Raw genomic sequence first — 19,357 nt, 5'->3', positions numbered from 1 at the left:
ATAAGGTTGACACATATCCAACATGAAATTGGAGAGTGTCATGAAAACAACCAGTAAACGTACCCAACGAAATTATTCTCTTGCCTTTAAATTGGCAGTGGTAGACCAAGTTGAAAAAGGCGAAATGTCTTATCGACAAGCTCAGGACCGTTATGGGATCCAAGGTCGCTCTACCGTTTTAGTTTGGCTTCGCAAACATGGTCGACTAGATTGGTCTAAAGGAATAGAGCATACGAGAATGGTAGGTACTGCTATGTCAAATTCTTCTTCGCCTCAAACCCCAGAGCAACGCATTAAAGAGCTAGAGAAGCAGCTAGAAGACTCTCAGATGAAAGCTGATTTCTTTGAAGCGGTGGTAAAAGTCATGGATAGAGACTTCGGAGTTCGGCTCTCAAAGAAGCGCAAGGCCGAGTTATTAAGGAAAAAGCGGTCCGAAAGCTAACTGTAACGAAAGCCTGTCACTTCATGGGTATTACACGGCAAGCTTTTTACAAGCGCGGTATTGCCCAGGCTCACCAAATACAAAAAGATGAGTCAGTGCTCAACTTTGTGAAAGTACAAAGAATGATGCACCCTCGTATCGGGGCTCGTAAGCTCAAGTACCTACTTGCCCAGAATGCTATCGATATTGGCCGAGACCGCTTATTCTCTTTACTAAGAATGAATCGATTATTAGTTCATAATCGAAGCGCTTACCATCGAACCACACATAGCAATCATCGTTTTTACTGCCATCCTAACCGCATAAAAGAAGGCCTAATACCAGAGAGACCAGAACAGCTATGGGTGGCTGACATCACCTACTTGGCAACGCTAAGCGGTGAAGCCTATCTCAGTCTCGTGACGGATGCTTACTCAAGAAAAATAGTGGGATATCACCTAGGTAAGGATATGAAAGCTTACACGGTCAAACAAGCATTCTTAAATGCGTTGAAGGAACGAAGGTCTATAGGGGAGCTTGTTCATCATTCGGACCGAGGTGTTCAGTATTGCTCCAGTGAATATCAAGCGATACACCGTCAGCAGAATGTATCTTGTTCGATGACAGACGGTTATGACTGTTATCAGAACGCCCTTGCGGAGAGAATAAATGGAATACTAAAGATGGAGTACTTGCTGAATAAACCTACAAACTTAAATGAGGCACGAAAAATGGTCGATGAATCGGTTAAGCTCTACAATGAATATAGGCCTCACGAGGCACTAAAATACAAAACGCCCGATGAAGTGCATCGAGCGTTTTAGTTAATCAAGTGTCAACCCATATCAGGACGGGTCATAGATGGTTATTATTACGCGGTTAAGGCTATTTGTAACCACTCTCTCTTAGGCGCTTATAAACAGTGTTTCGGCTTACACCAAGCTGCTGAGCGGTTTTGGAAATATTGCATGATAGGGATTGATAAACCGCAACAATATCTTGAGTACTGGCGCTTTTAGTTGGGTGTTCGGCGTCGTTGCTGAGCGTTTCTGTAGAAGGCGTAAAGGCTTGCACATTGTTATTTTTGCTGTCTAAGTCAGCAAAGAAATCATCGGGTAAGTGTTGAAAATCGATGGCTTGGCTGTCAGACATGGCCTGTGCAATTTGAATTACGCTGACTAACTGACGAATGTTACCTGGCCAAGGGTGTTGGCAAAAGCTCTGCATGGCACGCTCGGTAATTAAGCCATCTTGTGGCGTCTCAGCGTAATAATTAAGTAAGAACTGAATCAAGTGTTGGCGGTCACTGCGGTGGCGTAACGCAGGTAACTCTATGTTTAAACCGCTGACCCGATAATATAAATCTTGGCGAAAACCGCCGGCTTCTACCTCATCTTTTAAATTACGATTAGTCGCCGATACCAGTTTAAAATCTACAGGGTATGACTCAGTGCTGCCCAACGGGTTAACGCGACGCTCTTGCAGCACGCGCAATAATCTAGCTTGCACATTTAAGGGCATGTCGCCAATTTCGTCTAAAAACAAAGTGCCTTTATCGGCTTTACGTATTAAACCAATATACCCCTTATTGCTTGAACCTGTGAATGCCCCTTTTTCATAACCAAATAGCTCTGACTCGACCAACTCTTGGGGAATAGCAGCGCAATTTACCGTTACCATATTTTGTTTACTACGCAGGCTAGATTGGTGCAGCGCTTTTACAAACACTTCTTTGCCTACACCGGTTTCGCCGCGGATCAATATTGGGATCTCTTTATCAACAATACGCTTACTTTGTGCCACGGCTTTCGCCATTACAGGATCGCCTAGGTTGAGGTCATCTAACAAGAACGGCTGTTTCTTATCGCCTTGCTGGCTATCTGTGTTGGTATCAGTTTTCAACAGCGTCCTAAAGTCTAAGACCCTAGGTTTAGCTTGTTTAGGTTTGTGTAAAATTCCATGCACTCTAAATTGCTGACAGGTGAGCAAAGGAACTTGAAAGCTCTCTGGCTGGTTAATGAGCTGGCTCACGCTTATGTCGAATAATTCACTGATATTTACCAGTTTTAAATCTGTTGCTAGCACCAGCTCTGCTCTGCGATTAGCTGAGATAACGAGTCCATTCTCGTCAAATACAATCAATGCAGACCATTGGCTATCTATGTTTTCGGGGCTGGTATTAAAACGCAGTAAAAAGTGTTCACTGTTAAAGTGGGAGATAATGAGTTGGTTTTCTACCGCTTGTGACATGATTTTTACCATGCCTAAGGTATGAGATTCAGGTAGGTAGGTATCACTAGAGATATCGATTACGCCAACCATTTCTCGGTCCACTCCAAAAATAGGTGCAGCAGATCCGGTCATAAATCGATTGGCCACCAAAAAGTGCTCATCGTGATGAATTTGCACCACACTCCCTGTTTTTAGTGCGGTACCAATTGCATTGGTTCCTAATGCCGGTTCTTGCCAGCCGGTACCTGGAGCAAAAATCTCTTGGTGTTGTTGCTTAAAGCGCTGCTCGCCCCAGCTTTTTAATACGTAGCCTTGGTGATCTGCCAGCATTACTTGGCTGTTGCTGTTAGCTAAGAGGTTCTCGTAATAAGGCAAAACTTGGTGATGGGTGGTTTCTAACAGTTGATGATGCTGCTCTAACAAGCAAGACAAATCGCCCGCAGATTTATGTTCAACCTCCGGCTCACTGTGGTGGCTTAACCCCAAGTCTCGGCAACGCTGCCAAGAGTGTTTGATTAGTGCTTCATGCTCTAAATACCACTGAGTTTTATCGCTCATTTTCGTCCTTTAATCAGCATCACATCAGTAAACGTGAACTTGATCAGGGCTGAACTTTCGCATACGAACATTATTTGGTCAAAACTGATTAACAAAATGTTCACATTGATCACGTTTTATGAACATGTTTAATTTCAATAAAAGCTTTAGTTAAAATTAAACTCTTTTAAATCAGTGCTTTGATTAAATCATTGAATGTGGCACGGCTCTAGCAACCATCTTCGTAGATTTGCGATTGTGAACACAGTGCGAACATTGTTTAGCGCTAAGTAAAAGGAGAGCCCCCACCCATGTCACTGACATTGGAAAACGTTACACGGATGGTTGACGGTCAATACTACATAAATCAAGCCAGTCTCAACTTTGAGCCGGGGTCGTTTAATGTATTACTTGGTCGCACCTTATCGGGCAAAACCAGCTTGATGCGATTAATGGCGGGTTTAGATAAACCCAATACTGGTCGAGTACTGATGAACGGATTAGATGTCACCGGAGTGTCGGTACAAGAACGAAATGTATCGATGGTGTATCAGCAGTTTATTAACTATCCCAACATGACGGTTTACGACAACATTGCTTCACCTTTGCGTTTAGCTAACGAATCGGAAACGCTGATTAACAAGCGGGTGATGGAAACAGCAGAAATGCTGCACATTACTTCATACCTATCGCGTTTGCCTTTAGAGCTTTCTGGCGGCCAGCAGCAGCGTACAGCCATGGCAAGAGCCTTGGTAAAAGATGCCGACATTATTTTATTTGATGAGCCTTTGGTGAACTTGGATTACAAGTTACGTGAAGAGCTGCGCCAAGAAATGCGAGATTTGTTTGCTCAGCGCAATACCATTGCGGTGTATGCCACTACTGAACCTAATGAGGCTTTAGCTCTAGGCGGTACCACCACCATATTGCATGAAGGGCGCATTATTCAAAGTGGCCCCACTGCTGAAACCTACCATTCGCCCTGTAATGTAACAGCTGCGGCGTTGTTTAATGAGCCACCGATTAATCTCATCACCGGCAAAATGAGCGCCACTGAAGTGACCTTTGATGACAAAGTGCATTTTCCCCTTAATGCTGACTTAAAAGCCTTGGGCGAGGGGGATTATCAGTTTGGTATTCGACCAAGCCATTTGAGTTTATTGCCTAAAAATGACGATGATCTAGAAATTTCGGTGCAAGTTGAGTTGGCTGAGATTTCGGGCTCCGAAACCTTTTTACATGTACGTAATGAGCACTTCCAATTGGTGCTGCATTTATCTGGCGTGCATTCCTACCATGTGGACGAAAAAATAAAAATCTATGTGCCTACCCACAAACTACACGTGTTTAACGGTGACGGGCAATTAATTCAGGCTTCGAGCCGTCGCATTGAGGACAACTATCATGGCTGAGATCCAACTTAAATCACTGGCTCACTGCTATGACAAGCAAGCAGACGAACCACTCTATGCCATTAGAGAGATGAATCATGTGTGGCAAAAGGGCGGAGCATACGCGTTGCTTGGGCCTTCGGGTTGCGGAAAATCAACCTTACTCAATATTATCTCTGGTCTGCTAGAACCCTCGGACGGGGAGGTTTTATTTGATGGGGTGAAGGTGAACGACATTCCGCCGCAAGAGCGCAATATTGCTCAGGTATTCCAGTTTCCAGTGGTGTACGACACCATGACGGTATTTGATAACTTAGCCTTTCCGCTGCGCAATATGGGCGCTAGCAAGGCCAAAGTGCAGTCAAAAGTTGGCGAGATTGCCGAGATCCTCGATCTCACCGCGGTGCTCAATAAAAAGGCCGCCAACCTTAGTGCCGATGAAAAACAAAAGGTGTCGATGGGGCGTGGCTTGGTACGTGATGACGTATCGGCAATTTTGTTCGATGAACCACTCACGGTCATTGACCCTCACCTCAAATGGAAGCTACGCCGCAAGCTCAAGCAAATTCATGAGCAGTTCAATATTACCATGGTTTACGTGACTCACGATCAGCTAGAAGCTTCAACCTTCGCTGACAAAATTGCCGTGATGTACAACGGCCAAGTGGTGCAGTTTGGCACCCCGCGAGAGCTGTTTGAGCAACCCAACCATACCTTCGTGGGCTACTTCATTGGTAGCCCAGGGATGAACTTGATGGAAGTTGAGCGTTGTGAGCAAGGTGTGTGTTTTGGGCCACAAAAAATTGCCTTAAGTCCGGTCGAGATGGCTGCCGTAAACGCCAGCCAGTCCAATAACCTAAAAGTAGGCATTCGCCCTGAGTTTGTGCATGTATGGGACAAGCCTAATGGCGATGCTTACCAAGCTGAAGTGTTGTTTGTAGAAGACCTAGGCACCTACAAAATCCTCAGTTTGAAGCTGGGTGAGCAGGTGATTAAAGCCCGCTTACAAGAAGACCAACGCGTACCGCAGCAACATGCCTACATTAGCTTTCCCGAACAATGGTTGATGCTGTACATCGACGAATACTTGGTAGCCAAGGAAGACAATCATGATTAAACCCTATACCAACAAAGCGTGGTACTTGGTCTTGCCAGTATTTGCGCTGGTGGCTTTTAGCGCCATCATCCCTTTGATGACGGTAGTGAACTACTCGATTCAGGATATTTTTGATGCCAATACTCGCTATTTTGTGGGCACCGAATGGTATCGAGAAATCCTTAACGATACTCGCTTGCACGATTCACTGGTTCGACAGTTTATTTTCTCTGGCTCGGTATTGTTAATTGAAATCCCATTGGGCATTTTAGTGGCGTTAATGATGCCTGCTCGCGGCCCTGGTTCGGTAGTGTGCTTGCTGGTATTGGCCTTGCCTTTGTTGGTTCCTCTGAATGTGGTAGGCACCATTTGGCAAATTTTTGGGCGGGCTGATATTGGTTTATTTGGCTGGGCCTTAAATAGCCTTGGTATTAACTACAACTATGCGGCAAACCCCATGGACGCTTGGTTTACCGTGTTGCTGATGGACGTATGGCACTGGACTTCGTTGGTGGCTTTGCTGTGTTACTCAGGCTTGCGGGCTATTCCTGATGCTTACTACCAAGCGGCGCGAATCGACCGTGCTTCAAACTGGGCGGTATTTCGTTTTATTCAGCTTCCTAAACTTAAAAACGTGCTGCTGATTGGCGTGTTATTGCGCTTTATGGACAGCTTTATGATTTATACCGAACCCTTCGTGCTCACCGGTGGCGGCCCGGGTAACTCCACCACATTTTTAAGCCAAACCCTAACCAAAATGGCTGTGGGCCAGTTTGATATTGGCCCGGCGGGTGCATTTTCCATCATCTACTTCTTAATCATCTTGTTAGTCAGCTGGCTGTTCTACACCGCCATGACCCATAACGACGGTAAGTAAGCACTAGCGAAAGGATGCAACTATGAACATTAAAAAAACACTAGGAATGGGCACTTACATCTTGTTCCTATTGTTACCGATTTATTGGTTATTGATTATGTCGTTTAAGAGTAACCAGGAAATTTTGGGCGGTTTAAGTTTTTGGCCTGAGCATTTCACGCTGGCTAATTACATCACCATTTTCAGTGATGCCAGTTGGTACATGGGCTACGTCAACTCAATTTACTACGTGTCGCTAAACATGGTGATTACCTTAGCGGTGGCATTACCTGCGGCTTACGCCTTCTCGCGGTTTCGTTTTATCGGCGACAAGCACCTATTTTTTTGGCTGTTGACTAACCGAATGGCGCCGCCAGCGGTATTTTTGCTGCCGTTTTTCCAGCTTTACTCATCGGTAGGCTTGTTTGATACCCACATCGCTGTGGCTCTTGCGCATTGTTTGTTTAACGTGCCGCTCGCCGTGTGGATCCTCGAAGGTTTTATGTCGGGCGTGCCACGCGAGATAGACGAAACCGCCTACATCGACGGTTACAGCTTTCCACGCTTCTTCGCCAAAATTTTTATTCCGCTTATTCGCTCTGGCATTGGGGTCACCGCCTTCTTTTGTTTCATGTTTAGTTGGGTGGAACTGTTGCTGGCGAGAACACTCACCTCGGTAGACGCCAAGCCCATTGCAGCAGTAATGACTCGCACCGTCAGCGCCTCGGGTATTGATTGGGGCGTGCTCGCGGCAGCAGGGGTATTAACAATTTTACCTGGCGTATTGGTTATCTGGTTTGTGAGAAACCATGTGGCGAAAGGTTTTGCCCTCGGACGGGTATAGGAGAAACAACATGAATTGGATGGCTTGGACGACTCCATCAGCATTATTTTTTACCGGCATTGGCTGCATTTTGTTTGCCATGACGTGCTGGGAACTAAAGAGCCCTTGTGTGGCACGTAAAGGGTTTTTACCGATCACTACCACCCGTGGTGACCGATTGTTTATTGGTTTATTAAGCAGTGCGTTTATTCATCTTGGTTTTATTGGGATGACTGAACTGAGCATTTGGTTACCGTTTTCGGTAGCGCTGGTGTGGCTGTTTATTGTGATGAAATGGGGGTGACCTGCACACAATTTGAGAGCAAAAAGGATGTGCGAAGGCATCAATAGGTGCCGTAGAAAAAACAACATGCACTTTAAAAACAAAAGGAATGAAGAAATGCCCTACAATAAAAAATCAATGTTTAAGCTAGCTCGCCTTAGCGTGGCAATGGTTATTGCCGGCTGCAGTAGCGTAGCCTTAGCAGATCAATACAGTGATGCCGCCAAACAGTGGGTAGGTGATGAATTTACACCTTCTACGCTAAGTCAGCAGCAGCAAATGGATGAGATGGCATGGTTTACAGAAGCGGCAAAACCATTTCGCGGTATGGAAATTAATGTTGCTTCAGAAACCATTACCACCCATGAATATGAAAGTAAGACCTTAGCCAAGGCGTTTTTCGAGATTACTGGGATCAAGGTTAATCATGACTTGATTCAAGAAGGTGACGTAGTAGAAAAACTGCAAACGCAAATGCAGTCGGGTCGTAATATTTATGATGCCTACGTAAACGATTCAGATTTAATTGGCACTCACTTCCGTTACGGTAAAGTGGTGCCTATTAGTGACTTTATTAAAGGTGAGGGTAAAGATGTCACCCTCCCAACTCTAGATTTAGAAGACTTTATCGGTCTGAGTTTTACCACCGGCCCAGATGGCAAAATCTATCAACTGCCAGATCAACAGTTTGCCAACCTCTACTGGTTCCGTGCCGATTGGTTTGAGCGCACCGACTTAAAAGAGAAGTTTAAAGCGGAATACGGCTACGAGTTAGGAGTACCGCTTAACTGGTCTGCCTATGAAGACATTGCTGAATTCTTCTCAGAAAAAGTAAAAACCATTGATGGCGAGCGTGTTTATGGCCACATGGATTATGGTAAAAAAGATCCTTCACTCGGTTGGCGCTTTACCGATGCTTGGTTATCTATGGCGGGTGCGGGCGACAAAGGCATTCCTAACGGTGTGCCGGTTGATGAATGGGGCATTCGGGTAGAAGGCTGTAACCCTGTAGGCTCAAGCGTAGAACGTGGTGGTGCCACCAATGGCCCTGCGGCAGTTTATGCCACAGCTAAATATGTAGAATGGCTTAAAAAATACGCGCCACCAGAAGCCCCCGGCATGACCTTTGGCGAAGCTGGCCCAGTACCCGCTCAAGGTAGCGTAGCTCAGCAAATCTTCTGGTACACCGCCTTTACCGCGGATATGACCAAACCTGGTTTACCGGTCGTTAATGAAGATGGCACGCCAAAATGGCGCATGGCACCTTCGCCGCGCGGCCCATACTGGGAAGAGGGCATGAAGTTGGGTTATCAAGATACTGGCTCGTGGACGTTCTTAAATTCAACTCCGCTAGACAGACGCCAAGCCGCTTGGTTGTACGCTCAGTTTGTAGTGTCTAAATCAGTATCGCTTAAGAAAACCTTGGTGGGTTTAACGCCTATACGTGAGTCTGATATTAACTCGCAAGCAATGACTGATGCGGCACCTAAACTCGGTGGCTTAGTAGAGTTCTATCGCAGTGATGCACGAGTTCAGTGGACGCCAACAGGAACTAACGTACCAGACTATCCAAAACTGGCTCAACTATGGTGGCAATACGTAGCAGAAGCGGCCAGCGGTGAGAAAACACCTCAAGAAGCTATGGACGGATTAGCTGCTGCTCAAGACAAAGTGTTAACTCGCTTAGAGCGTAGTGGCGCGCAAGGAGAATGTGGACCTAAGCTTAATCCTAAGCAAGACGCTTCTTACTGGTTAAACCAACCTGGCTCACCTAAAGCCAAGTTAGCCAACGAGAAGCCGCAAGGTAAAACTATTGCTTATAAAGATTTAATCGCCCAATAAGCAAGCGTGTAAGTTAAAAGACCCGGCCTTGGTTGGGTCTTTTTGTTAGCAGTTAAGTTCAAACTGTAGGCAGCAAGTTTGTGGAAAGAAGGGCTTAGATAACGAAGCGACTCAGCCTCGTCATAAGCTAAATGGATTTTTATTAAAAGTTAGGAGATATGTGTTTTAAAAAGCTAAATGCCGATATCGAAGAAACTACGACTGAAATTAAGCCTAAGGTAATATATTTTTCGCGCCTTCTAAGGCCAAATAAAAAGAGTGTTATAAGTATACTGGCTATGCTTAATATAGCTCCTACACCAGCTGCACCTATAGCTCCCCAACCGTCAACATTTGCCAATTCCAATAAAACTGTCGCTTGAAAGATAGATATAATGAGAGAAATACTGAAAGCAAAATTTTTCTTTTCTTTTCTATTTACGTTATTCATACCATATACTCTTCATGAAATCTCCCTTAGAGGAAACTAACTGTTTGATCCCTAGTACTAAAACTAGACACATTGTGAATCTTCAATATTACCTCCTGAAATTTAACGCTTCACGAATCGGAACAACTACACAGTCCGACTGCATGCGTATGTTAGGCGAAATGTTGCGACTGTATTTACACAAGGTTTTCATCATTTTCGCGATATTCCTTTTCATCAATTTGAGAATTGCTCCTGCGCTTTCTCTGTAATACTCTGGTGATCCCCCAGGCTATAAGAAAAGTGAATAAGTAGGCGATAATACTCACTAGTGGAGCAACTATGTGGCCTCCTGGCACCATATATCCAGGATTTCCGTAGGAAAAACCAACGACACATTGATGGAATATGGCGGTTCCAAACAAGCCCGCCGTGAAAGCTACGATTGGCCAATTTCGCCCTCGAAGAAATTGTAATGTACCAACGAATGCAAAAATTAGGGTTGGAAAATAAATATAGATAGCAAATGCGAAATTGCTTCTCATCTCTGAAAGTGAAAGGAATTTTTTATCAAAAGCCATAACCAATGCTAGTAAGATTAGAAAAGCAAGTACGGGAATGAATAACCTCCGCTTTATACGCATCTGTGTGGTGTTACCTATTTCGCCTAACAACTTTTTAAGAGGAAAAGTTCCTTGTTTAAACATGGGAATTTTCCTCTTTTCACGCATTTGATAAATCCAAGATTACCACCTTTCCTAAATTACATCAGCCATCTAGCTCTAAAAATAACAAAAATATCAACAAGAAAGGTGGGATACACTTGGGAAAGAAGGAATCACAATTTACTTGTGTAAAATCACTGTGCTTTGTTGGTTCGAACTTACTAAAGCAAAGAGTAAGCAGGAGTAGGGTTGCTGCTTAGTGCCGCCGAAGTTGCATACGTTTAGTCGTAAATGCTGCCGATGTTGGCGCTAGATATAAACTTAGGATGCTTCTTTAGCCGTTGCTGTAGTAAGTCTAGTTGGATTGAATCACTGTATTTAGGAAATACGCTCACATCAGCAAGTTGGTTGATAGAAAGCCTGCTTCGTCGCCATTTAGCCCACCTAGCGTTAAGTAACAAACGGTCGGTTTCACGAAGGAATTGCTTGCTGCGGTAACGCCATATTATTTGCTTTAATATGCGGCTGAGAAATTTGTTTTGCTTAGTCATAGCCAGCTGGTAAAGATACTCATAAAACGATAAGTCTTCTTCACTTTTAGGTGATAGCTGTTTTAAGTCTGCTGTAGTAATTGGTTCAGAGAATTTAAAATTAGTAATATCGTTGAGCTGCATCGCCATATGAGTTCGATAACATTTGGCACAGCGCCCGCAATTGCAGTTTGGATCTTTCCAGCATACCCATAAGTTGTGCAAGGCATCGGGGTAGTGTTTGATGGCGGCGATTTTCTTTGCTCGATCCGCTTCTAAACCCACATGTGATAACTCACAGGACTCCGATGACCAGAGTGGGTCTATCAAAGGGTGGCCGTTTGATGGGTGCACTGCATCATAAGTAACCGCTGCGCTGCACAAAGCACTTTTAGGGTTAAGCAGCAGTGCCACGCTGGCAAGCGAGGCGCCAAAATTAGCGAAACGCGCTAAACGGGTCCAGCCGGTAAACTCCTTCAAATTGCTTTCAACACATATCAATCGCTTGTCGAAGATGTGAGCCGTTTTCTGACAACGCGCCACCATATTGCGCCAGGTGGTTTTGTCCATGCTGAAATCAAAGCCGTTTATCAGAATAAGATTCTCTAGCTGGTTTAGATGCTGAATCAACGAATAGGTGCCGTCTACGCCGCCAGAAAAAAATACACTATGACCCAACTGTTTATTTGACGGTTTAAAGCTTTGAGTGGTGGCTTGAATATTGATTATCTTAAAAATGGGGTTCCAAGCATGCATGATGGTTTGGATTTTCTGCAAGTTTTCTAGCAAGGTTGCGGATACGTAATACTGCCTATCAACCACGATATCTTCACCCAAAAACATCGCCGGGGCTAAGGCTGAACAAATAAATGGGCTGGCATCGTTCCCCGCTAAAACCAAATCGGGGCTGCTCTTAAACCATAAGGGAAAAGGACCAAGCATGGCTGAGAGTTTATTGTAACGGCGGTGTTTTTCTAGGTTAAGTTGATGAATTCGCATAAGGCGGACTAGTGCTTTTTAACGAGTTGTTTTAGTTTGTGGGCGTAGCCGTGAAGCACTAAGTCATCAAATTGATTGGCCAGTTCTCGTAGTTGAAAGTTTCGTTTTATATGCTCAAGGGCTTCGGTTAATACCTTGTCGTGAGCTTGCTTTGCCTGCTCTATGTTTTCTTCAAGAAACTGCACATCATGCACGTTATACAATTTTAGTGGGCGGAGGAGTTGCTTGATTTTTTGGTCGCTAAGTTTAGGAAAGGTGTTGCACTCTATGCCGAGTGCTCGCAAGCTGCTCATGGTACGTAGGCATTTTTCGCATTCACCGCAGTTATAACCATGATCGTGCCAGCATACTCGGAGTATGTTTAGGTAGTCAGGGTCTTGGCTTAGCACCTTTAGTTTGTCGATTCTTTTACAAGCTGCACCATGGTGTTCTATTTGAGTATGGTGATTACTCCATAAATGATCGGTGATGTAATTAGAGCCCTCTGGAATATTGTTTTCATAGGTTAGCCCAGACGCGATAAAGCATTTTTTCACGCCCAAGGCTAAAGCAATGCTCGATAAACCGCCGCCAAAACACACTCCCCAATTTAGCTGGTGGTGATAACCTAAAAAACGCACATTGGTTTCGCAGGGGACCAGCTGCTTGCCTTTACTGGCCAAATATTGCTTGTTGCAGTTAAAGGCTTGTTGATACAAGTTATCGCTGGAAAGCTGCATATCAATGCCTTTAGCAAACAATAGGTAGTCTATCTGCTGCTGTTTTTGGTTAAAGGTGTAACACCCATCTATACCACCAGAAAAAAAAGACACCGTGTCGTTGTTAGCGTTAGCCGGCTCTTTGGCGACACCGCCGTTTACTTTAATCGTATTCAGTTGATGCTTAAGGTAGGGCTGCCAGTAGCTAAAAATATGTTGCAGTTGCTCTAGGTTATTCAGCAAAGTGGGTGAGTAGTTGGCGCTATCTTCTAATTGTAAATCTTGATTCTTGGCCATGCTTATTAGCAAGCAGGCTGCAATAAAGGGATCAGCACTTAAGACCGGAGGGTACTGCTCTGGAAACTTATACCACAAGTCAAACCCCGCGCAGTCGGCACGTAAAATAGCCTGTCCTGCAGTGTGTTCTATGCGGATTTGAGAAATCTTCATAAAGCCTCCTCGCTAGCTGTTAATCCTAGTGGCAATAAGCTTTTTTATACAATTAAGCGGAAGGACTAAGGCGTGGATTCGTCAGAAAAGCCTTATTTGCAGTTAGCTATTGTTTACACTTGCCCGAGCCAACTTGTTCGGTTCAGGTACAATCATTATTTAAAAATGCGTTAATTCATTAGCTTAAATTTCATTTAAATAGGCCAAGCAAACTGCCGTTGCACTGGTTCGGTTCTCTACGGCTAACTTTTGAAATATGGCTTCAAGGTGTTTATTGACAGTACGCGGACTCATATCCAATATTTGGGCTATTTCACGATTGGTTTTTCCTCTCGCTAACCAAAATAGTACTTCGGACTCACGTTCAGTTAAGGCAAAGCGTTGGCGCAGTGAATCGCGCATGCTGTGCTCGTCGTTGTCGACTAATCGCAGTAAGTGTTCTCCGGGGGATGATTGCCCCAGATAGCGGATCTGCAGCGGCTTATCTAGTTTAGCTAACGACAATACCGAATGTTTCTCCGGCTTATGCATAAGCCACGTTTTTAGTTGTTGGGTGAGTAATTCAAGGTTTTGATTTAGCTCTATGCTTATTGAGCTTAAAAGCGTGGCCGCTTTAGCACTGCGCCAAATAACAGCTGCTTTATTGTTAATGGTGAAGGTGGCTTGGCCTAACTCATCTAAAGCGCCGTGAGCGCTGCGAGTGAGGCGCGCGTTGCTAAGGTGAACTTTTATTCGCGCGAATAACTCATCGAGCTTTATGGGTTTATGGATATAGTCGACACCGCCTGACTCTAAGCCCTTAATCATTGATTCGCTGTCGCTCAAACCGGTCATAAATATCACTGGAATATCGCTAAAATCGCTATCTTGTTTAAGCAGTTGGCAGGCTTCAAAACCGTCCATGTTGGGCATTAAGGCATCCATGAGTACTAAATCTGGATTAATCCGTAGGCTAATATCTAGGGCCTGCTGTCCATCCATGGCAATGAGTACCGTATAACCTTGTTCGTTGAGGGCGGTGTTTAACATGGCTAAAGATTCGGCCGCGTCGTCGACCACTAAAATAACGCCTTTCGAGCTTGCCGTGTTCATGATAAATCCTCCTTTTTCATGAGCTGTTCGCAAGCCATGCTTATTTTAGAAAACTGAAATTGACTTAAGTCTTGTCTGAACTGCTGGGTAATGACTAAAAGCTTTGGGTCACATTCTAAGTGCTGCAAACCTTGCTCAATGCCTTGTACAAAACCCAGTTGCGCCATCTGGTTAATCTCGTTTAGCTGTTCTCGCTGATGTTGATTGATCGTTGGCGCTGTATTTGTCACTAGCGAAGAGGGTTGAGGTGGTGTTGGCGGCGTTATTGGGCTAAATCGCCAAGTAATGGCTAAGGCTTTGGCTATTTTCTCAAGTAGTGCGTTGTAACGTATTGGCTTGGCTAAATAGTCATTGTGAAGAGCTTGTTCAACATGGCGGATCCCAGCGTCTAAAAACGAGGGTTCATTAGCATTCGCCGACACCATAATTATGGGTGATTCTACCGCTTGTTTACGCAACTCAGCCAGTAATTGCCAACCACTCATCACGGGCATGGAGATGTCTAATAGAAACAAATCAACCTTGTTGTGTTCTAGAGCACTTAAACAGTCAATAGCATCGCTGGCTTCTAACACGCTAAAGCCCAAAGGCTGGAGAATTTGTAGCACTAGACTTCTATGGTTGGGGTCATCGTCTACTACCATAACGGTTTTACTTGGCCCATTTATGGATTCTATTTTGCCTAAGGCTGGCGCTTGGCTGGGGGCTTTTTCAATGCTTGATAGCATCAGACTTAATTTAAATACGCTGCCTTTTCCAGGCTCGCTAGTGAGGCTGATATTGCCACCCATTATTTCAGTGAGCAATTGAGTTATGGTTAAACCAAGGCCAGTTCCTTGAGCTTGTACTGAACCACTGCTACGTACTCGCTCAAAGGGTTTGAAAACCCGTTCTTGGTCTTGTTCACTTATGCCAACACCGGTATCACTAATGGTAAATTCGGCCACTTGATTGCGATAGTGCACTTTTAGCGAGACTTCACCTTGCTGGGTAAATTTTACCGCGTTGGATAGTAGGTTGATTAAAATTTGCCGTAAGTGGGTTTCATCTGCCACCACCCAATGAGGTAGATAAGGACTCGGTTGGTAGCTAAAACTAATGCCTTTATTCTTGGCTTGTAAGCTAAACATATCGACCAAGTCGTTGAGTAAGGCACCTATTTCCACTTGGTCTCGCTGCAGTTCAAGCTTACCTGCTTCAATTCTTGATATGTCCAACAAGCCTTCGATAATGTCGGCCAAGTGCTCGCCACTGCGTTTGATTAATGAAACTTTAGCCACATGTTCGTTAGCCAAGGTGGGGGCTTTTTCTAATAACTGGGCATAACCCAGTACTGAGTTTAGCGGTGTTCTTAACTCGTGACTAATGCCGGTGAGATAGCGGCTTTTGGCATGGTTAGCCGATTCTGCGGTTTCTTTAGCTTGCTGTAAGGCTTGGTCAGTGGCTTCGTGGGCAGAGATTTCTTGGCTGAGTAATTGGGTTTGGCGCTGTGATTCATCTAGCGCAAATTGGCGGCTGTCGTTGGCCAATACAAACAGCCATACCAACACCCCCATAATGATCATTAATAGAAAGAATATATGACTTAAGGTGGCAGAAATAGCTGCTTTGGTGGCTACTTCGCTTCCCGGTATTCGCGCGTACACCAGATAAAACAAACTCGCGATAAGCATGGCGATTAGCGCCATTAAACCAGAAAAGTGCAACAAGCGGGTATTCATTAACGACGAGACAGATTTAGGGAGAATTAAGGCGACAAACTGACTTAATTGCTGGCCAAATCGGGCGTTGGTTTTGCACTGATCGTGGCAGCGTGCATCTAAGGTGCAACACAAAGAACAAATTGCTCCACCGTAGGCTGGGCAACTGGCTAAATCCTCAATCTCAAAGCTATTTTGGCAAACCGTACACTCACCTTGGAGTGTGTTAGGCAGTGTGGATTCCCTAGCTAGGTAATAGCGCCCTTGGGTGAGCACCGCAATAATGGGCGAGCAAACAAATGCACAGCCCAAACCTATAAATGGCGCTAGTGCTTGGGCGGTATCGCCGAGGTTGCCGGTATAACAATATATTCCGGCAAACGAGGCAAATACCATGGCGCCTACTCCAACCGGATTAATGTCGTAGAGGTGAGCGCGCTTAAATTCAATATGTTTGGGGCTTAACCCTAAAGGTTTGTTGATGATCAAATCGGCAACCAGCGCACCTACCCAAGCCACGGCCACATTAGAATAGATACCTAGAATATCTTCGATGGCCGAGTAGATACCCAGCTCCATAATAAGCAGCGCGATGATGACATTAAACACCAGCCAAACCACTCGCCCTGGGTGGCTATGGGTTAAGCGCGAAAAAAAGTTAGACCAAGCAATAGAGCCAGCATAAGCATTGGTCACGTTAATTTTTAGCTGACAAACTAGTACGAAAATACCGGCAAGCGATAGGGCAACCAGCGGAGACTGCGTCATATATGAAAAGGCAACTTGGTACATTTGAATCGGGTCACCGGCCACGTCTTCGCTCACTCCTGCGTTAATCGCTAACACCACTAAAAATGATCCCAGTAATATTTTCACCGCGCCGACAATTATCCAACCGGGACCGGCCGAGAGTAATGCTAACCACCAACATGCTCGATGTTTTTTGTTGGCCTCTGGCATAAAGCGTAAAAAGTCGACCTGTTCGCCAATTTGCGCCATTAAAGAGAACAGTATTCCCGATGCTGCACCAAATAGATGCAGGTTAAATTGGCCGGTTGCATCGCTTTCCTGAGCGCCTTGGTATTGTAACCAGTTGTCTATGGCATTCGATTCGTGCCACAGGATAAATACGAAAGGGGTGATTTGTAATATTAGCCACAGGGGTTGGCTCCAAAGTTGAAAGCGGCTAATAAACGTAATGCCGTGGGTAACTAAAGGAATAACAACAACCGCGCTAATTAAGTAACCAATGCTTAGAGGGATATTAAATAATAGTTCTAAGGCTGAGGCCATTATCGCCGCTTCAATGGCAAAAAAGATAAAGGTAAAAGAGGCGTAGATTAGCGAGGTAATGGTAGAACCAATGTAGCCAAAGCCCGCACCCCGGGTGAGTAAATCGATGTCTACGCCGTAACGTGCCGCGTAGTAAGAAATAGGCATACCGCAAAAAAAGATAATCGCTGAAACGACTAAGATTGCGGCGATTGAGTTGCTAAAGCCATAGCTGAGCATTAACGCTCCGCCTATTGCTTCTAAGGCAAGAAAAGAGATAGCGCCTAAGGCGGTATTAGAGACGCGAGCAACCGACCATTGCCTCGCGCTTTTAGAGGTAAACCTCAGCGCATAATCTTCCAAGGTTTGATTGGCGACCCAGCGGTTGTAGTTTCGCCTTGCCTTAAATACGTGCTGATCCTTCATGGTTTACGCGCCTTCCTTTTATTGGCTTAGCCAGAAGCAAGCATTAATCACGCCGAATTATCTCCACGATAATGTCATAAATATCAATAGAATCAGTATGTTATTGATAGGTTGAGAATATGGGAATGGCTTGTTATCAGCATGCGCTAATGAGTCTTGACGCTAAATCAATCGTTGCATTGTGGCTATGCGTCAAATGACGTAGTGGGCTAGAGCAATTAGCTCATTTTGCTGTTTAGCTGATTTTTGCAAAATGGTAGTCAGCAAGTATGGACACATTGTCTTACACACTCAGCAGGGACTATCACTATGCAAAAACTTAATAAATCAGGCTTAAGCAATGTGCTACGCCGGAACATTTTAAAAGGAATGATGGCATTGCCAGCAGCGATGTTGGTGTCACAGCTAAGTTTAGCCGCAGCCATGAGCACCGCCGATGTGAATACCACCGGTTTAGCGGTGACAGACGATACCGTGAAGGTAGGTATCTTACATTCCATCACTGGCACCATGGCCATTAGTGAGACGGGTTCGGTACAAGCAGAGATGTTGGCGATTGAGCAGATTAACGCTATGGGTGGCGTATTGGGTCGTCAAATTGAATATGTGCAAGAAGATGGCGCCAGCGACTGGCCAACCTTTGCTGAAAAATCTAAAAAACTATTAGTAAAAGATAAGGCCGCTGCGGTATTTGGTTGTTGGACATCGGCATCGCGCAAAGCGGTACTGCCAGTGTTTGAACAATACAATGGCATGCTTTATTACCCTACATTTTATGAGGGTTTGGAGCAGTCGCCGAATGTTATTTACACGGGTCAAGAAGCCACTCAGCAGATTATTGCTGGTATCGATTGGGTAACCAAAACCAAAGATGCTAAAAGCTTTTTCTTGTTAGGTTCGGATTATATTTGGCCGCGTACCTCTAATAAAATTGCTCGTAAGCACATTGATAAATTAGGCCTTAAGGTCGTTGGCGAAGAGTACTACCCGCTAGGTCACACCTCATTTAACTCTGTTATCAACAAAATCAAACTGAAAAAACCTGATGTTATCTACGCGATTGTGGTGGGTGGCTCTAACGTGGCTTTTTACAAGCAACTTAAAGCGGCTGGCATTGATATGACCAAAGAGAAACCATTGGTTCTGACTATCTCAGTAACCGAAGATGAAATTTTGGGTATAGGTGGCGAAAACATGCAGGGTGCTTACGCGGCAATGAAGTACTTCCAAAGCCTGACTAACACAAATAACCAAGAGTTTGTTGCTGCCTTTAAGAAGCGCTGGGGTGACGATATTGTGATTGGCGACGTAACTCAGGCGGCTTACTTAGGCCCATGGTTATGGAAAGCCGCAGTAGAAAAAGCCGGCTCGTTTGATATTGATAAAGTACGCGCTGCGTCACCAAATCTTGAACTTACCACTGCACCAGAAGGTTACGTGAAGGTACATGAAAACCATCACTTATGGTCTAAAACACGTATCGGTCATGCCTTGCCAAATGGCCAGTATGAAGTGGTTTATGAAACAGAAGACCTGATTGAGCCAAACCCATTCCCTAAAGGTTATCAGTAACCACGTGTTCGTGACCTAGTTAGCTAGGTCACCTTCCTTTTCTATAGCTTTAATGAGGAACAC

Annotated in this window: 15 protein-coding genes; 8 read left to right on the top strand and 7 right to left on the bottom strand. The window is 44.8% G+C overall.

All coding sequences use genetic code 11. The features are described from left to right. Positions 1-40 precede the first annotated feature (40 nt). Positions 41-1,245 (top strand): IS3 family transposase gene (locus ACLD71_RS00575; protein WP_411992376.1). Its coding sequence is split into 2 segments (ribosomal slippage): positions 41-428 and positions 428-1,245, totalling 1,206 coding nucleotides; the frame shifts between segments, so codons are not numbered across the junction. A 61-nt stretch (positions 1,246-1,306) separates the two neighbouring features. Here the strand turns inward: ACLD71_RS00575 and ACLD71_RS00570 are convergent. Beyond that, entirely contained in the window at positions 1,307-3,211 is a 1,905-nt protein-coding gene (locus ACLD71_RS00570) for a sigma-54-dependent Fis family transcriptional regulator (RefSeq protein WP_411992374.1), read from the bottom strand. Between the two features lie 290 nt (positions 3,212-3,501). On the opposite strand from ACLD71_RS00570, the gene ACLD71_RS00565 reads away from it, so the two are divergent. The 6 genes from ACLD71_RS00565 to ACLD71_RS00540 all read left to right on the top strand — a co-directional run bounded on the left by ACLD71_RS00565 (position 3,502) and on the right by ACLD71_RS00540 (position 9,481). Next, entirely contained in the window at positions 3,502-4,602 is a 1,101-nt protein-coding gene (locus tag ACLD71_RS00565) for an ABC transporter ATP-binding protein (RefSeq protein WP_303551425.1), read from the top strand. Continuing rightward, complete coding sequence (locus ACLD71_RS00560; protein WP_411992372.1) at positions 4,595-5,698, top strand: ABC transporter ATP-binding protein; 1,104 nt, start codon at positions 4,595-4,597, stop codon at positions 5,696-5,698. The genes ACLD71_RS00565 and ACLD71_RS00560 overlap by 8 nt, the downstream gene beginning before the upstream one ends. Further along, positions 5,691-6,554 carry a carbohydrate ABC transporter permease gene (locus tag ACLD71_RS00555; protein WP_137674878.1) on the top strand — a complete coding sequence of 288 codons (864 nt, stop codon included), beginning with the start codon at positions 5,691-5,693 and terminating at the stop codon, positions 6,552-6,554. Before ACLD71_RS00560 ends, ACLD71_RS00555 begins: the two co-directional genes overlap by 8 nt. Before the next feature lie 22 nt (positions 6,555-6,576). Then, positions 6,577-7,377: a carbohydrate ABC transporter permease gene (locus ACLD71_RS00550; protein WP_303512387.1), complete on the top strand. Its 801-nt coding sequence runs from the start codon at positions 6,577-6,579 to the stop codon at positions 7,375-7,377. 10 nt (positions 7,378-7,387) lie between these two features. Then, positions 7,388-7,660 carry a DUF2160 domain-containing protein gene (locus ACLD71_RS00545; RefSeq protein WP_411992369.1) on the top strand — a complete coding sequence of 91 codons (273 nt, stop codon included), beginning with the start codon at positions 7,388-7,390 and terminating at the stop codon, positions 7,658-7,660. Between the two features lie 96 nt (positions 7,661-7,756). Then, positions 7,757-9,481, top strand: a complete 1,725-nt coding sequence (locus ACLD71_RS00540) for an extracellular solute-binding protein (RefSeq protein ID WP_303512389.1) — start codon at positions 7,757-7,759, stop codon at positions 9,479-9,481. Positions 9,482-9,623: 142 nt separating this feature from the next. Here ACLD71_RS00540 and ACLD71_RS00535 read toward each other — a convergent pair whose 3' ends face one another. The 6 genes from ACLD71_RS00535 to ACLD71_RS00510 form a co-directional block, all read right to left on the bottom strand. Then, positions 9,624-9,911: a hypothetical protein gene (locus tag ACLD71_RS00535; protein ID WP_411992367.1), complete on the bottom strand. Its 288-nt coding sequence runs from the start codon at positions 9,909-9,911 to the stop codon at positions 9,624-9,626. A 176-nt stretch (positions 9,912-10,087) separates the two neighbouring features. After that, complete coding sequence (locus ACLD71_RS00530; RefSeq protein ID WP_411992365.1) at positions 10,088-10,597, bottom strand: hypothetical protein; 510 nt, start codon at positions 10,595-10,597, stop codon at positions 10,088-10,090. 239 nt (positions 10,598-10,836) lie between these two features. Further along, positions 10,837-12,084 carry a hypothetical protein gene (locus ACLD71_RS00525; RefSeq protein ID WP_411992363.1) on the bottom strand — a complete coding sequence of 416 codons (1,248 nt, stop codon included), beginning with the start codon at positions 12,082-12,084 and terminating at the stop codon, positions 10,837-10,839. An 8-nt stretch (positions 12,085-12,092) separates the two neighbouring features. Next, entirely contained in the window at positions 12,093-13,232 is a 1,140-nt protein-coding gene (locus ACLD71_RS00520; protein ID WP_411992361.1) for a hypothetical protein, read from the bottom strand. 183 nt (positions 13,233-13,415) lie between these two features. Further along, a complete protein-coding gene (locus tag ACLD71_RS00515; RefSeq protein WP_411992359.1) occupies positions 13,416-14,324 on the bottom strand; it encodes a response regulator in 909 nt (302 codons plus the stop codon). Then, positions 14,321-17,722, bottom strand: a complete 3,402-nt coding sequence (locus tag ACLD71_RS00510; RefSeq protein ID WP_411992358.1) for an ATP-binding protein — start codon at positions 17,720-17,722, stop codon at positions 14,321-14,323. The genes ACLD71_RS00515 and ACLD71_RS00510 overlap by 4 nt, the downstream gene beginning before the upstream one ends. Before the next feature lie 309 nt (positions 17,723-18,031). Here ACLD71_RS00510 and urtA point away from each other — a divergent pair, with 309 nt between their 5' ends. Next, positions 18,032-19,294 carry an urea ABC transporter substrate-binding protein gene (urtA, locus tag ACLD71_RS00505; RefSeq protein WP_137674887.1) on the top strand — a complete coding sequence of 421 codons (1,263 nt, stop codon included), beginning with the start codon at positions 18,032-18,034 and terminating at the stop codon, positions 19,292-19,294. Positions 19,295-19,357: the final 63 nt, after the last annotated feature.

Source organism: Agarivorans sp. DSG3-1 (assembly GCF_046774965.1).
Classification (GTDB): Bacteria; Pseudomonadota; Gammaproteobacteria; order Enterobacterales; family Celerinatantimonadaceae; genus Agarivorans.
The sequence above is the reverse complement of the archived record's forward strand: the minus strand, read 5'-3'. Positions and strand labels throughout refer to the sequence as shown.